Here is a 13,974-nt window from a genome sequence, read left to right as displayed (position 1 = left end):
ACAACATGATCAACTACCGGACCGGCCAGCCGCCCACCGGGTTACGAGACATCCCTTAGAGTGAGGGGTGACCAAAGGAGGCCCAGCGTGATCCTGCTGCTGTCCACTTCGGACACCGACCTGCTCAGTGCCAGGGCGAGCACGGCCGAGTACCGGCTGGCGAACCCGGCCCGGCTCGACCTGTCCGAGCTGCCCGCGCTGCTCGACGGCGTGCCCATCGTCGTCGTCCGGATCCTGGGCTCGGCGCGGACGTGGCAGGAGGGGCTGGACACGGTGCGCGCGAGCGGGGCGCACGTCGTGGTGCTCGGCGGGGAGCAGACGCCGGACGCGGAGCTGATGGAGCTGTCGACCGTCCCGGCGGGCATCGCCACCGAGGCGCACGCGTACCTCGCGCAGGGCGGTCCGGAGAACCTGACCCAGCTGCACCGGTTCCTGTCCGACACGCTGCTGCTCACCGGTGACGGCTTCGAGCCGCCCGCCCCGCAGCCGATGTGGGGTGTGCTCGACCGCGAGCGCCGCCGCACCGAGGGCCCGGTCGTCGCGATCCTGTACTACCGCGCGCACCACCTGTCCGGGAACACCGCGTTCGTCGAGGCGCTGTCCCGCGCCGTGGAGGACGCGGGCGGCCAGGCGCTGCCGATCCACTGCGCGTCGCTGCGCTCGCGTGAGCCGGAGCTGATGGCGGAGCTGGCGAAGGCCGACGCGCTGCTGGTCACCGTCCTGGCGGCGGGTGGCACGCGGCCGTCCGAGGCCGGTGCCGGTGGCGACGACGAGGCGTGGGACGTCTCCGAGCTGGCCGCGCTCGACGTGCCGATGCTCCAGGCGCTGTGCCTCACCAGCGACCGCGAGACGTGGGCCGCCAACGACGAGGGACTGTCCCCTTTGGACGCCGGGAACCAGATGGCGGTCCCGGAGTTCGACGGCCGGCTCATCGCGGTTCCGTTCTCCTTCAAGGAACTCGACTCCGACGGGCTGCCGCACTACGTGCCGGACGCCGAGCGCGCCGCCCGCGTAGCCCGCATCGCGCTGGCCCACGCGCGCCTGCGGCACACCCCGCCGACCGAACGGCGCATCGCGCTGATGCTGTCCGCGTACCCGACGAAGCACTCGCGGGTGGGCAACGCCGTCGGCCTCGACACCCCCGCGTCCGCGGTGAAGTTGTTGCGCCGCATGGTCGAACAGGGTTACGACCTCGGTCCGGAGCCGTTCCCCGGCGTCGAGTCCGGTGACGGTGACGAGCTGATCCACGCGCTGATCGCCGCGGGCGGGCAGGACCCGGAGTGGCTCACGGAGGAGCAGCTGGCGGGCAACCCGATCCGCGTGCCCGCCGCGCGCTACCGCGAGTGGTTCGCGCAGCTGCCCGAGGAGCTGCGCGCCGCGATGGAGCAGCACTGGGGTCCGCCGCCCGGTTCGTTGTACGTCGACAACGGCGACATCGTGCTGGCCTCGCTGCAGGCTGGCAACGTGGTGCTGATGATCCAGCCGCCACGCGGGTTCGGCGAGAACCCCGTCGCCATCTACCACAACCCCGACCTCCCGCCGAGCCACCACTACCTCGCCGCGTACCGCTGGCTGGAGGAGGAGTTCGGCGCGCACGCGGTGGTGCACCTGGGCAAGCACGGTTCGCTGGAGTGGCTGCCAGGCAAGACGGCGGGCCTGTCGGCGTCCTGCGCTCCGGATGCCGTGCTGGGCAACCTGCCGCTGATCTACCCGTTCCTCATCAACGATCCCGGCGAGGGTGCGCAGGCCAAGCGCCGGGCGCACGCCACGATCGTCGACCACCTCATCCCGCCCATGGCGCGCGCCGAGAGCTACGGCGACCTCGCGCGCCTGGAGCAGCTGCTCGACGAGCACGCGAACATCGCCGCGATGGACCCGGCGAAGCTGCCCGCGATCCGCGCGCAGATCTGGACGCTGATCCAGGCCGCGAAGCTCGACCACGACCTCGGCGTGGCCGAACGTCCGCACGACGCGGAGTTCGACGACTTCCTGCTGCACATCGACGGCTGGCTGTGCGAGGTGAAGGACGCGCAGATCCGTGACGGCCTGCACGTCCTGGGTGAGGCGCCGACCGGTGAGGCGCGGGTGAACCTCGTGCTGGCGATGCTGCGGGCGCAGCAGATGTGGGGCGGGAAGGCCGGTGCCGTGCCGGGCCTGCGTTCCGCGCTGGGCCTCAAGGAGGACGCCCCACTGTCCGATGTGGACGCGGTCGAGGCGACGGCGCGCGCGCTCGTGGAGGAGCTGGAGGCCGCGAACTGGTCGGTGGACGCGATCACCGCCGAGGAGCCGGTCGCGTCGGTGCTGCGCTTCGCCGCGACGGAGATCGTGCCGCGCCTGGCGGGCACCACGGGTGAGATCGACGCGGTGCTGCACGCGCTCGACGGCGGCTACATCCCGGCCGGGCCGAGCGGTTCTCCCTTGCGCGGCTTGGTGAACGTGCTGCCGACGGGCCGGAACTTCTACACAGTCGACCCGAAGGCGATCCCGAGTCGATTGGCATGGGAGACGGGGCAGGCGCTGGCCGATTCACTGTTGCGGCGATACCGCGAGGACACCGGCGACTGGCCGCGGTCGGTGGGTCTCTCGGTGTGGGGCACGTCCGCAATGCGCACGTCGGGTGACGACGCGGCCGAGGTGCTGGCGTTGCTGGGCGTGCAGCCGGTGTGGGACGAGGCTTCGCGGCGGGTCACCGGCCTGGAGCCGATCCCGCTGGCCGAGCTGGGCCGCCCGCGCATCGACGTGACCGTGCGGATCAGCGGCTTCTTCCGCGACGCCTTCCCCCACGTGATCGACCTGATGGACGACGCGGTGCGACTCGTGGCCACGTTGGACGAACCCGTTGAGCAGAACTACGTCCGCGCCCACTACCTGTCCGATGTGGACGCTCATGGCGACGAACGCCGTGCCACCACGAGGATCTTCGGCTCCAAGCCGGGCGCGTACGGGGCGGGCCTGCTGCCGTTGATGGACTCCGGGAACTGGCGCGACGACGCCGACCTGGCCGAGGTGTACGCGACGTGGGGCGGGTACGCGTACGGCCGCGAGCTGGACGGCAAACCCGCGCGGGAGGACATGGAAAACTCGTACCGGCGGATCGTGGTGGCGGCGAAGAACACCGACACGCGTGAGCACGACATCGCCGACTCGGACGACTACTTCCAGTACCACGGCGGGATGATCGCGTTCACCCGTGCGCTCACCGGGCAGGCGCCGGCGTCGTACATCGGTGACTCGACCTCGCCGGACGCGGTGCGCACGCGCTCACTGCACGAGGAGACGGCCCGCGTGTTCCGCGCGAGGGTGGTCAACCCGCGCTGGCTCGCCGCGATGCGCAAGCACGGCTACAAGGGCGCGTTCGAACTCGCGGCGACGGTGGACTACCTTTTCGGATTCGACGCCACGGCGGGCGTGGTGCAGGACTGGATGTACGAGAAGCTGTCCGAGTCGTACGTGCTGGACCAGCAGAACCAGGAGTTCCTGGCGAAGTCCAACCCGTGGGCGCTGCGGGGCATCATCGAGCGCCTCACGGAGGCCGCGGACCGCGGCCTGTGGGCCGAGCCGGACCCGGCTCTGCTGGACCAGCTGCGCGAGGTCTACCTCCGCACGGAGGGCGACCTGGAGGGCGAGTAGGTCAGGAGGCGCCCAACGCGCGGTACACCGCCTCCACGTACTCCCGGCTCCGCCGCGACCCGAGGATGCCCGGCGCCATCCTGTTCATCACGTACGCGATGGTCACCCGCCGGTCCAGGTCGAGGATCGCCATCGAACCGCCCCAGCCGCCCCAGTATGCGACGCGGCCGGGTGGCACCTCGGGCAGCGTCCTCGGGTCGCTGAGCGCGAAACCCATGCCCCACCGGAGGTGCAGGCCGTTGACGAGGTCGATCCCGTTGGACTGCTCCTCGAAGATGCGGTCGACGGTCGCCGGGGTGAGCAGGTGCGGGATCGCCGACAGGATCCGCGCGACCGAGCGCGCGTTGCCGTGCCCGTTGGCCGCACCGATCTCCGCCGTCCGCCACTCCGTGCTGTTCGCCTCCTCGGCGGCCACGGCGGGTCCCGCGAATGTGCGTGCGGCCGGACTTTCCGGGTCGAGACCGTCCAATGCGGACGGTGGTGGTGGCACGATCTCCGCGACGCGCGGCCAGTCCTCGCGGCGGACGCCGAGCTGGAAGTCCGCGCCGAGCGGCCCGGCGACCTCCTCGGCGACGAACTGCCCGAGCGTCTTCCCGGTGACCCGCCGGACGAGTTCGCCGAGCAGGTGCCCCTGGCTGAACAGGTGGTAACCCGACGCGCTGCCGGGCTCCCACCACGGTGCCTGTGCCGCCATCCTGGCGGCGGCCTTCTCCGCGTCGTACAGGTCGGTCAGCGTCGCGGGCTGGTCCAGTCCGGACACGCCGGAAGTGTGCCCGAGGATGGCACGGACGGGGATGTCCTGCTTGCCGTTGGCCGCGAACTCCGGCCAGTACGCCGCCACGGGGGCGTCGAGATCCAGCAGCCCCCGGTCGGCGAGGACGAGCACCGACACGGCGGTGACGAGCTTCGTGATGGACCAGACGTTGACGATCGTGTCGGCTTCCCACGGTCGCGTCCTCGCCGGGTCCTGGTATCCGCCCCAGAGGTCCACGACGGGCTCGCCGCCGACGTCCACGAAGATCGAGGCGCCCAGTTCCTCGCCGGTGCCGAGATTGCGTTCGAGCGCGGCCCGCACCTCGGTGAAGTCATGTGTCATGACCCCAGCTTCGGGGCCTCACACCGGTGTGAAGGTCAAGCACCGATTTCGTCGAGGTACCTCAGCACCGCGTCGCGCCGCTCGGTCAGCTCTCCGATGCGCGCCCCGAGCGTCTCGGCACGACGCCGCAGCGCGGCCACCAGCTCCGGGCAAACCGGCCCACCGAGGTGGGGCATGGCTTTGCGGATGAGCCGCGTGGGCAGCCCGGCGTCCACCAGCTCGCGGATCTGCCGGATGCGCGCGAGGCCCTCCTCGCAGTAGACGCGGTAGCCGTTCGCGTCGCGCCCGGGGACGATCAGTTCCTGCTCCTCGTAGTAGCGCAGCAGGCGTCGCGGCACCCCGGTGCGGGCCGTCACCTCACCGATCCGCACGGGGTCAACCCCGCATCCACAGGCAGAACGGGTGCCCCGCCGGGTCGAAGCACACGCGCACGTCGTCCTGCGGCTGGAACTCCGCCACGGTCGCCCCGGCGCCGGTGGCCAGCGCGACGGCGGCGGGCAGGTCGTCGACCTCGATGTCGAGGTGCAGCTGCATCTGCTGGTCCTCGCGGCCGGCGGGCCACACCGGCGGCGTGTGCTCGGTTTCGAGCTGGAAGGACAGGCCGGCGCTGCCGTCCTCGGGCCGCAGGGTGACCCACTCGGGCTCGTCCGTGCGGATCGGCCAGCCGAGCAGCTCCTGGTAGAAGACCGCCAGCCCGTGCGGATCCGGCGTGCCCAGGACGGTGGAGGTCAGCTTGAGTCGCGTCACGTGATCGAGGGTAGGACGAATTAGGCTCGGACACCGGGCGAACACGGAGGGGACGCGAGTGGACAACTACGACATCAAGAAGGCCGGTCAGGACTTCGTCGTCGGCCCGCTGGAGGGGCTCTGGCGGGCCGACGACCCGTCCGTCTTCCTCACGCGCCGGAAGGACGCGCGAGACTCAGGACGATCCTGAGGCAGCACGACCACACACGAAGGGGACGCGAGTTGATCGACCTGAACAGTGACCTCGGCGAGGGCTTCGGCATCTGGCCCCTCACCCACGACGACGCGCTGCTGGACATCGTGACCAGCGCGAACGTCGCGTGCGGCTTCCACGCGGGCGACCCCAGCGTGCTGCGCCGGGTCACGACGCGGGCCGCCGAGCGGGGCATCGCGGTCGGGGCGCAGGTGGCTTACCGCGACCTCGCCGGGTTCGGCCGCCGGTTCATCGACGTCGACCCCGCCGAGCTGGTCAACGACGTGATCTACCAGATCGCCGCGCTCGACGGGTTCGCCCGCGTCGCGGGGACGCGTGTGAGCTACGTGAAGCCGCACGGTGCGCTGTACAACGCGATCGTCCACCACGCCGAGCAGGCCGCGGCCGTCGTGGAGGCGGTGCGCAGTTACGACGCGTCCTTGCCCGTGCTGGGCCTGCCGGGCTCGGAATGGCTTCGCCAGGCCGAAAACGCGGGGCTGCGCACCGTCCGGGAGGCCTTCGCCGACCGCGCGTACACCCCCGAAGGGACGCTCGTTTCACGCCGTCGGCCCGGCGCGGTCGTGCACGACGCGGAGGAGGTCGTGCGGCGCGTCGTGCGGATGGCCACCGAGGGCACGGTGACCGCGATCGACGGCAGCGTCGTCGAGGTCGAGCCGGACTCGGTGTGCGTGCACGGCGACACGCCCGGTGCCGTCGAGATCGCGCGCGGCGTGCGGGACGCGCTCGTGCGGGAGGGCGTGGAGTTGCGCCCGTTCACCAGCACAACGGCAGGTGCGTGATCCCGTTGATGAAGTTCGACGTCAGGTGCCGCACCGGCCCGTCGAGCCGCGCCTCGGGCAACCGCAGGAACTCGCGGAAGAACAGCCGCAGCTGAAGCCTGCCGAAGTGCGCGCCGAGGCACAGGTGCGGCCCCTGCCCGAACGCGAGGTGGTCGTTGGGCTCGCGGGAGACGTCGAAGCGGTACGGATCGGGGAAAGCGCGCTCGTCGAAGTGCGCAGACGCGAAGTACACCACCACTTTGTCGCCCTCGCTGATGCGCTGCCCGCCCAGTTCCGCGTCGCGGGCGGCGGTGCGGCGGAACGTGAGCACGGGCGGGTGCCAGCGCAGCATCTCCTCGACGGCGCTGGGCAGCAGGGCGGGATCGGCGCGCAGCCGCCGGTACTCCTCCGGGTGCTCGACGAGCGCGAGCACGCCGCCGGGCAGTGCGCTGCGGACGGTGTCGTTGCCCGCGATCACCAGCAGGAAGAAGAACATCTGCAGCTCGGCGTCGTCGAGCGCGCGACCGTCCACTTCGGCCTGGACAAGCGCGGTCATCAGGTCGTCGGCGGGCCGGGCGCGCTTCTCCTCGGCGAGTTGCCGGGCGTAGGCGAACATGTCGGCGAGCATCGCCGGTGAGCGCGGGTTGATCGGCTTCCCCTGCTCGTCACGCACGATCTCGGCGTGTTCGGGGTCCTGGTAGCCGATGACGCGGTTCGTCCACTTGAGGAGCAGACCGCGGTCCTCGGCCGGCACGCCGAGCAGGTCGGAGAGGTTGAGCAGCGGGAAGTCGTCGGTGACGTCGACGGGCAGGTCACACCGGCCGTCGACGCCGGCGAGGAGTTTCCTGGCGCGCTCGGCGATCTGGTCGGCGAGGCGTTCCAGTCTGCGGCGCGTGAACACCGCGGAAACGATGCGCCGCAACCGGTTGTGCTCCGGCGGGTCCATGTTGAGGATCATGCGGCGGATGAACGCGAGGTCGTCCGGCTCGGGGTCGCGGATCTGTGTCGCGCCGAGCCAGGACGAGTAGATCTCGGGGGTGCGCAGGACGTGCCGGACGTCGGCGTAGCGGGTCACAGCCCAGAAACCGGGCCCCGCGGGCCAGCCCAGCACCTCGGGTTCGTCCTGCCAGCACACGGGTTCGGTTTCGCGGAGGCGGCGGAACTCCTCGTGGGGCAGGCCGCGTGCGAACACCCTCGGGTCGAAGACGTCCGCGCGCGTCATCAGTGCTGGTCCAGGAAGACTTCGATCGCGTTGGCGAGTGTCACCGGCACCTCGTCGGCCGCGTAGTGCCCGGCGTCGGGCAGCACCTCCAGCTCCAGCTTGGGGTACCACTGGGCGAACGTGGTGAGCATCGTCTGCTCGCCCAGCGCGGGGTCGTGCTCGCCGACGAACACCTTGATCGGCACCTCGGCGCCGATGATGCGCTCGGAGAAGTCGGTGTGCGCCCAGGCTTCCAGGTAGTCGGCGAAGGCTTCGCGGTCGGAGTTCTCCTCGGAGTGCAGGACCATCCCGTCGAGCCACGCGTCGGGGTGGCGGCCGCCGGTGGTGAAGTCGATGATCGTGCGGCGTTTCGCGGAGTCGCCCGGCGCGCCGGAGAACAGCTGCCACGTCTCGTCGTCGAAGGGCACGCCGCTCGCGGGCACGGGCGAAACGCCGACCAGCGCGCGGACGCGCTCGGGGGCGTCGGCGTAGACCCACTGCATGACGCTGCCGCCCATCGAGTGCCCGACGAGGGAGAACCGCTCGGCGCCGCGCTGGTCCGCGAGGGCGAGCACGTCGGCGGCGGCCTCGGCGATGGTGTGCTCGCCGGGCTCGTCCCGCCGCGAGCCGTAGCCGCGGTAGTCGGGGAAGACGTAGGTGAACCGCTCGGCGTCCAGGTGCGGGATCAGGTTGCCCCACGCCCCGCCGGACCCGAACCACCCGTGCAGGACGAACACGATGTGCCCGCCGGTACCGACAACGTTGCTGGTCACGCGCGCCTCCTCCTCGAGCCAAGTCCGAGCTTGGCACAACACCCGCCGATCCGCACCGGTTCTGGCAGGCTCCCGGGGATGGCGGACCACTTGCTGTACGTGGCGCGGCACGGCGAAGCGATCGACGAAGGCGAGCTGAGCGAGACCGGACGGCGGCAGGCGGCGCTGCTCGGGCGGCGGCTGCGGGAGGTGCCGCTCGCGGCGGTTTCCCACAGCCCGCTGCCGCGCGCGGTACGGACGGCGCGGCTGCTGGCGGCGGAGCTGCCGGGCGTGCCGGTCGTGGAGGCCGGGGAACTCGGCGACTACCCGCCGCCCGTCCCGGACGAGCTGCCGCCGGTGTACGCGGAGTTCGTCCGGCAGTTCTCCCCCGCGGAGCTCGCGTCCGGCGCGCGCCTGGCGGCCGCCGCGATCGCGCGGTTCGCCGTGCCGACGGCCGAGGAGCGGCACGAGCTGGTCGTCACGCACAACTTCCTCGCGGCGTGGTTCGTCTGCCACGCGCTCGACGCCCCTCCGGGCCGTTGGCTGGGCCTGAACCAGGACAACTGCGCCCTCACGGTCATCCGCTACCGCCCGGACCGGCCGCCGTCGCTGCTCGTGTTCAACGACAGCGGCCACCTCCGGAGGTGAAAAGGCGGGCCGGTGACGCACCCAAACCCAAGCCACCGGCCCGCCCGGCTAAACGCCCGGCACCCGCCGATGGTGCCGGAACGGCCACTGGTGCACGGGCCGCGCGAGCAGCTCCGCCGGCGGGTCCGGCAGCCGCTCCACGCCGCGGGCGATGACGACGATCCGGTCCTCCCCGCCGAGGTAGATGTCGGCTTCCCGCCGCACCGTCGCCTCGACCCAGCGCAGCAGCTCCTCCCGCCGGCCGGGCACCGCGCGGACCTCCCACATCAGCGTGTCGCTCACCGGGCGGCTCGCAGCGGCGGGATCGCCGGGACCTCGGGCGCGTTGTCGAGATCGGCCCGCGTCATGCGGAACTCCGCCGGGTACAGCTCACGCCGCGTGCGGCGCGCGGGTTCCGTGGTGCGCCACGTGTACAGGCACAGCCGACACTGGTGCACCTCCCACACACCGGGCACCGGCGAATCCGCCAGCTTCTCCAGGGCCTCGTGACCACAACGGGGACACATCAGCGAAATTCTCCTTACCGGTTGGCGAGCATGCCCTGCAGCTTGGCCAGCCACGCGCCCGCCTCGGGCAGGTCACGCACCGGCTGGCTGTAGTGGCCGCGGTTGTCGGGGGCGACCGGGGTGGTCGCGTCGATGATCAGCTTGTTCGTGATGCCCGCCGGCTGCGAGCCGGGATCCAGCTCGACCACGGGCAGGTTGGGGATGTTGACGATGTCGCCCGCCGCGTTGACCTTTGTGGACAGTGCCCACATGACCTGCGGCAGGTTGAACGGGTCCACGTCCTCGTCCACCATGATCACCATCTTGAGGTAACCGAGTCCGTGCGGCGTCGTCATCGCCCGCATCCCGACGGCCTTCGCGAACCCGCCGTAGCGCTTCTTCGTCGAGACGATCGCGAGCAGCCCGTGCGTGTACATCGCGTTGACCGCCTGCACCTCGGGGAACTCGCGCTTGAGCTGCTGGTACACCGGCACGCACGTGCTCGCGCCGATGAGGTAGTCGACCTCCGTCCACGGCATGCCGAGGTACAGCGACTCGAAGATGGGATTGCCGCGGAAGGAAATCCGGTCGATCCGCACCACGGTCATGCTGCGGCCACCCGAGTAGTGCCCGGTGAACTCGCCGAACGGGCCCTCGATCTCGCGCTTGCGCCCCTCGATCACGCCCTCCAGCACGACCTCCGCGCCCCACGGCACGTCGAGCCCCGTCAACGGCGCGGTCGCGATCGGCGCGGGCGCGCCCCGCAGCGCGCCGGCCATCTCGTACTCGCTCTGGTCGTAGGCCATCGGGGTGCTCGCGACGATCGTCATCACCGGGTCGTTGCCCAGCGCGATCGCGACCGGCAGGTCCTCACCCACCTCCTCGGCCTTCGCCAGGTGCAGCGCGATGTCGTGCATCGGCACCGGCTGCAGGCCCAGCTTCGCGCGGCCCTTGACCTCCATCCGGTACACGCCGACGTTCTGCTTGCCGAAGTGCTCGGGGTCCTCGGGATCACGCGAGATCACCGCGGCCTTGTCGAGGTAGAAACCACCGTCCCCGTCGTTGAGCCGGAACAGCGGCAGCACCTCGAACAGGTCGACGTCGTCGCCTTCCAGGGTGTTCTCCGCCCACGGCGGGTTTTCCCGCCGCTCCGGCGGGACCGGGAACGTCTCCCAGCGGCGGATGAACTCCGCCACCTGGTCCTTCACCGGCATGTCGGCGGGCAGGCCGAGCGCGAGCGCGTGGTTGGCCCAGGAACCGTGCACGTTCAACGCGATCCGCGCGTCGGTGAAGCCGGTGACGTTGTCGAAGTACAGCGCGGGCGCGCGGTCGCCGAGGCGGGCGGCGGCGTTCGCGGCGGCACCGAGATCGGGCTCGGCGTCCACCTGCTCGGTGACGCGCAGCAGCTGCCCTTCGCTGTCGAGGGTGTCCAAAAAGGACCGGAAATCGTCGAAGGCCATGGTTCTCCTATCGGTGCAGGCCGGCCCAGCGACGGGCCCGTGGTGCGGGCAGGTCGAACTGGTCCAGCACGCGGGCGACGATGTGGTCGAGCACGTCGTCCACGGACTCGGGGTGGTTGTAGAAGGCGGGCATCGGCGGCACGATCGCGACGCCCATCCGCGCGAGCGCGAGCATGTTGTCCAGGTGGATCTCGCTGAGCGGGGTTTCCCGCGGCACCAGCACGAGCTTGCGGCGTTCCTTGAGCACGACGTCCGCGGCCCGCCCGACGAGCCCGTCGGCGTACCCGGCCCTGATCCCGGCCAGCGACTTCATGCTGCACGGGATCACGACCATCCCGTCGGTGCGGAACGAACCCGACGAGATGCCGGCCGCCTGGTCACCGGAGCCGTGCACGACGTCGGCGAGCTTGGCGACCTCCCTCGCGCGGTAAGGGGTTTCGAGCTCGATGGTGGTGCGCGCCCAGCGGCTGAGCACCAGGTGCGTCTCGACGTCGGCCAGCTCGTGCAGCGCTTCGAGCAGGCGCACGCCCAGCGGCGCCCCGGTCGCTCCCGTCATCCCCACGATCAACCGCACGGCACCCTCCTCGCGATGGTTCGTATGCGAACCTTTCGTGTTCACACTACCATCGGTGCATGTCCCGGGTCGACGAAGCGGTGTTCCACCTCATGCGGCGCGTGCTCCAGGAGCACGGCGCGCGCTGGCAGGCGAGGCTGCCGAACCTGACGAAACCCCAGTACGCGGTGCTGGTCGTGATCGACGAGGGCGAGGAGGTCGACCAGGCCACGGTGGGCCAGCAGGCGGCCATCGACAAGGCGACGCTGGCCGGGCTGATGTTGCGGATGGAGCAACGCGGGCTGATCACGCGCACGGTCGGCACGGACCGCCGCCGCCGGATCCTGCGCCTGACCGACGCCGGCCGCGAGGCCCTCCACGCGGCGAAACAGGTCGCGGACGCGGTGAACGGCTCGATGCTCAGCCGCCTCGACGCCGAAGAGCACGAGCGGCTGCGCGCACTGCTGGCGAAGCTGGCGGACTAGTACTTTCCGCCTATCCCGGAGTCCCCGAAGATCGGATGTGCTCACCGGGCGCCGTCGGCGATCGTGGAACCACGAGAGACCGACGTCCCCGAGGAGGACTCATGTACTCGGACGCCATGAGCCGAGGTGAGGAGAAGTTCTGGGGCTGGGCCGTGGGCAGTGTGTCGATGGTCCTCCTGCTGGCCTTCGTCCTGCTGTTCCTGGCCGCGCTGGTCAGCATCCTGCGCTCCCGCCTGACCGGCGGCATGAAGCTGGTGTGGGTGGTGTTCGCCTTCTGCGCGCCGTTCCTCGGCAGCCTGCTGTGGTTCGTGTTCGGCCGGCGCGACGCCTCCATGCCGGAGCGGCGATGATCGTCGCGGAAGGACTGACCAAGCGCTACCCCGGCGGCACCGGTGTCGAGGACCTGTCCTTCACCGTGCGGCCCGGCGTGGTGACCGGTTTCCTCGGCCCGAACGGCGCCGGCAAGTCGACGACGATCCGCCTCATGCTGGGCCTCACCAGGGGCTCCGGCCGCACCACGTTCGGCGGCCGGACCTACGCGGAGGTGTCCGGTCCACTTCGGACGGTCGGTGTGCTCACCGACACCGCTCCCGCGCACCCGGCCAGGACGGCCGCCGCGCACCTGCGGATGGTCGCCGCGGGTGGCGGGCTGCCGGCCCGGCGCGTGCGCGAGGTCCTCGCGACCGTCGGGCTCGAATCCGTGGCCCGGCGGCCCGCGGGCCGGTTCAGCCTCGGCATGAGGCAGCGGCTCGGGCTGGCCACCGCGCTGCTCGGCGACCCGGAGTACCTGCTGCTCGACGAACCGGCCACCGGACTGGACCCCGAGGGCATGCGGTGGCTGCGCGATCTGCTGCGCGGGCTGGCCGGGGAGGGCCGCACGATCCTGGTGTCGTCGCACCTGCTGGCCGAGATGACGTCGCTCGCCGAGGACCTGGTCGTCATCGGCGCCGGCAGGCTCGTTTCGGCGGGACCGCTGGAGGAGTTCGTGCGACGGCACGCCCGCGCCGAAGTGGTCGTTCGCGTCGACGACCCCGGCGTGCTGATGGTGGCGCTGGCCCGCGACGGCCTGCACGTGCGGAAGGAAGCGGCGGCCGAACTGGTCGTCGGCACCGCCGACACCGAGCGGGTTTCCGCGGTCGCCGCCCGCGCGGGGGTCGGCGTGCGGGAACTGTTCGTGCGCCACAGCGGTCTCGAAGACGCCTTCCTCGCCGCGACCGCGGCCACCGTCCGGCACCGGGGTGAGCTGACGTGAAGCACGCACTGGCCTACGAGTGGGTGCGGGCGCGCTCGCTGCGGTCGACGTGGCTCCTCCTGGCGGCGGCGGGCGCGCTGCACTTCGCCTCCGGCCTGTACTGGGGCCTCAAACGCGACCTCGGCGAACTGGACGCGTTCACCTCGGCGTTCGGCGTCGTCGACCGGCTGGGCGCGCTGCTGGTCGCGGCGCTCGGCGTCGCCGCGTTCGGGCTCGACCACGAGCACGGCACCCTCACCACCACTCGGCTCGTCCTCCGCTCGCCGGTCCGCATCGTCACCGCGCGGGCACTGGTCACCGCCGGGCTCGGGCTGTTCGGCGGGATCCTGATGGTGGTGCTGACCGCCGCCGGGGTGCTGACCGGCGGGGGCGCCCTGCCTGCCGACCCGGGGGCGGCAGGCAGGGCGGCGGGCGCGGTGCTCTGCCTGACCGTCCTTTCCGGACTCGCCGGGGTGGCGCTCGGCGGGCTGCTGCGGCACACCGGACTGGCGGTCGGCGCGTTCGCGGGATGGACCCTGGTCGCGGAAACGGCGCTGGCCGCGCTCGTCCGCGTGCCGGTGACCGCGCTGCCGTTCAGCGGCACGGCGTTGTTCGCGGCCACGGGGACGGGGGTGTTCGCCGGGCTCGTCGTGGTGGCGCTCGCGGCGGCGACGTGGACACTGGCACGCCGTGACGGTTGATCAGGCAGGGCCT

Annotated in this window: 17 protein-coding genes; 8 read left to right on the top strand and 9 right to left on the bottom strand. The window is 71.5% G+C overall.

All coding sequences use genetic code 11. From position 1 onward, the window contains the following. Positions 1-87: 87 nt before the first annotated feature. On the top strand, positions 88-3,630 hold the full coding sequence (cobN, locus tag ABFX51_RS37620) for a cobaltochelatase subunit CobN (RefSeq protein WP_346056639.1): 3,543 nt from the start codon (positions 88-90) through the stop codon (positions 3,628-3,630). 1 nt (position 3,631) lies between these two features. Here cobN and ABFX51_RS37615 read toward each other — a convergent pair whose 3' ends face one another. Genes ABFX51_RS37615 through ABFX51_RS37605 form a run of 3 tightly spaced genes read right to left on the bottom strand, consistent with a single transcriptional unit; the run spans position 3,632 to position 5,473 of the window. After that, positions 3,632-4,726 (bottom strand): serine hydrolase domain-containing protein, encoded by a 1,095-nt coding sequence (locus tag ABFX51_RS37615; RefSeq protein ID WP_091504604.1) that lies wholly within the window; start codon positions 4,724-4,726, stop codon positions 3,632-3,634. A 35-nt stretch (positions 4,727-4,761) separates the two neighbouring features. Beyond that, the gene (locus tag ABFX51_RS37610; RefSeq protein WP_091504605.1) at positions 4,762-5,097 is read right to left on the bottom strand and encodes a MerR family transcriptional regulator; all 336 of its coding nucleotides are present in this window, start codon (positions 5,095-5,097) and stop codon (positions 4,762-4,764) included. A 4-nt stretch (positions 5,098-5,101) separates the two neighbouring features. After that, complete coding sequence (locus ABFX51_RS37605) at positions 5,102-5,473, bottom strand: VOC family protein (RefSeq protein WP_091504606.1); 372 nt, start codon at positions 5,471-5,473, stop codon at positions 5,102-5,104. A 58-nt stretch (positions 5,474-5,531) separates the two neighbouring features. Between ABFX51_RS37605 and ABFX51_RS37600 the strand changes: the two genes are divergently transcribed. Both ABFX51_RS37600 and ABFX51_RS37595 read left to right on the top strand, forming a co-directional pair. Further along, on the top strand, positions 5,532-5,663 hold the full coding sequence (locus ABFX51_RS37600) for a hypothetical protein (protein WP_281245148.1): 132 nt from the start codon (positions 5,532-5,534) through the stop codon (positions 5,661-5,663). A 35-nt stretch (positions 5,664-5,698) separates the two neighbouring features. Further along, positions 5,699-6,466, top strand: a complete 768-nt coding sequence (locus ABFX51_RS37595; protein ID WP_177228561.1) for a LamB/YcsF family protein — start codon at positions 5,699-5,701, stop codon at positions 6,464-6,466. Here ABFX51_RS37595 and ABFX51_RS37590 read toward each other — a convergent pair. Both ABFX51_RS37590 and ABFX51_RS37585 read right to left on the bottom strand, forming a co-directional pair. Continuing rightward, positions 6,441-7,667: a cytochrome P450 gene (locus tag ABFX51_RS37590; RefSeq protein ID WP_091504608.1), complete on the bottom strand. Its 1,227-nt coding sequence runs from the start codon at positions 7,665-7,667 to the stop codon at positions 6,441-6,443. The genes ABFX51_RS37595 and ABFX51_RS37590 overlap by 26 nt on opposite strands. After that, positions 7,667-8,419: an alpha/beta fold hydrolase gene (locus tag ABFX51_RS37585; protein ID WP_091504609.1), complete on the bottom strand. Its 753-nt coding sequence runs from the start codon at positions 8,417-8,419 to the stop codon at positions 7,667-7,669. Before ABFX51_RS37585 ends, ABFX51_RS37590 begins: the two co-directional genes overlap by 1 nt. 78 nt (positions 8,420-8,497) lie before the next feature. Here ABFX51_RS37585 and ABFX51_RS37580 point away from each other — a divergent pair, with 78 nt between their 5' ends. After that, positions 8,498-9,046, top strand: a complete 549-nt coding sequence (locus ABFX51_RS37580) for a histidine phosphatase family protein (protein ID WP_091504610.1) — start codon at positions 8,498-8,500, stop codon at positions 9,044-9,046. A gap of 48 nt (positions 9,047-9,094) precedes the next feature. Here the strand turns inward: ABFX51_RS37580 and ABFX51_RS37575 are convergent, their stop codons facing one another. Genes ABFX51_RS37575 through ABFX51_RS37560 form a run of 4 tightly spaced genes read right to left on the bottom strand, consistent with a single transcriptional unit; the run spans position 9,095 to position 11,565 of the window. Next, on the bottom strand, positions 9,095-9,328 hold the full coding sequence (locus ABFX51_RS37575; protein ID WP_091504611.1) for a hypothetical protein: 234 nt from the start codon (positions 9,326-9,328) through the stop codon (positions 9,095-9,097). Beyond that, the gene (locus ABFX51_RS37570) at positions 9,325-9,552 is read right to left on the bottom strand and encodes a non-oxidative hydroxyarylic acid decarboxylases subunit D (RefSeq protein ID WP_218153402.1); all 228 of its coding nucleotides are present in this window, start codon (positions 9,550-9,552) and stop codon (positions 9,325-9,327) included. The genes ABFX51_RS37575 and ABFX51_RS37570 overlap by 4 nt, the downstream gene beginning before the upstream one ends. Positions 9,553-9,566: 14 nt before the next feature. Beyond that, positions 9,567-10,991 (bottom strand): non-oxidative hydroxyarylic acid decarboxylases subunit C, encoded by a 1,425-nt coding sequence (locus ABFX51_RS37565; RefSeq protein ID WP_091504612.1) that lies wholly within the window; start codon positions 10,989-10,991, stop codon positions 9,567-9,569. 7 nt (positions 10,992-10,998) lie between these two features. Beyond that, a complete protein-coding gene (locus ABFX51_RS37560) occupies positions 10,999-11,565 on the bottom strand; it encodes a non-oxidative hydroxyarylic acid decarboxylases subunit B (protein WP_091504613.1) in 567 nt (188 codons plus the stop codon). 59 nt (positions 11,566-11,624) lie between these two features. Between ABFX51_RS37560 and ABFX51_RS37555 the strand changes: the two genes are divergently transcribed. From ABFX51_RS37555 to ABFX51_RS37540, 4 genes are all read left to right on the top strand, one after another. Beyond that, positions 11,625-12,029 (top strand): MarR family winged helix-turn-helix transcriptional regulator, encoded by a 405-nt coding sequence (locus ABFX51_RS37555; protein WP_091504614.1) that lies wholly within the window; start codon positions 11,625-11,627, stop codon positions 12,027-12,029. A gap of 101 nt (positions 12,030-12,130) precedes the next feature. Next, complete coding sequence (locus ABFX51_RS37550) at positions 12,131-12,379, top strand: PLD nuclease N-terminal domain-containing protein (protein ID WP_091504615.1); 249 nt, start codon at positions 12,131-12,133, stop codon at positions 12,377-12,379. After that, positions 12,376-13,281, top strand: a complete 906-nt coding sequence (locus ABFX51_RS37545; protein WP_091504616.1) for an ABC transporter ATP-binding protein — start codon at positions 12,376-12,378, stop codon at positions 13,279-13,281. Before ABFX51_RS37550 ends, ABFX51_RS37545 begins: the two co-directional genes overlap by 4 nt. Then, positions 13,278-13,961 (top strand): hypothetical protein, encoded by a 684-nt coding sequence (locus ABFX51_RS37540; protein WP_091504617.1) that lies wholly within the window; start codon positions 13,278-13,280, stop codon positions 13,959-13,961. Before ABFX51_RS37545 ends, ABFX51_RS37540 begins: the two co-directional genes overlap by 4 nt. Positions 13,962-13,974 lie beyond the last annotated feature (13 nt).

This window comes from Amycolatopsis dongchuanensis (assembly GCF_039542405.1).
GTDB lineage: Bacteria > Actinomycetota > Actinomycetes > Mycobacteriales > Pseudonocardiaceae > Amycolatopsis_E > Amycolatopsis_E sacchari.
The sequence above is the reverse complement of the archived record's forward strand: the minus strand, read 5'-3'. Positions and strand labels throughout refer to the sequence as shown.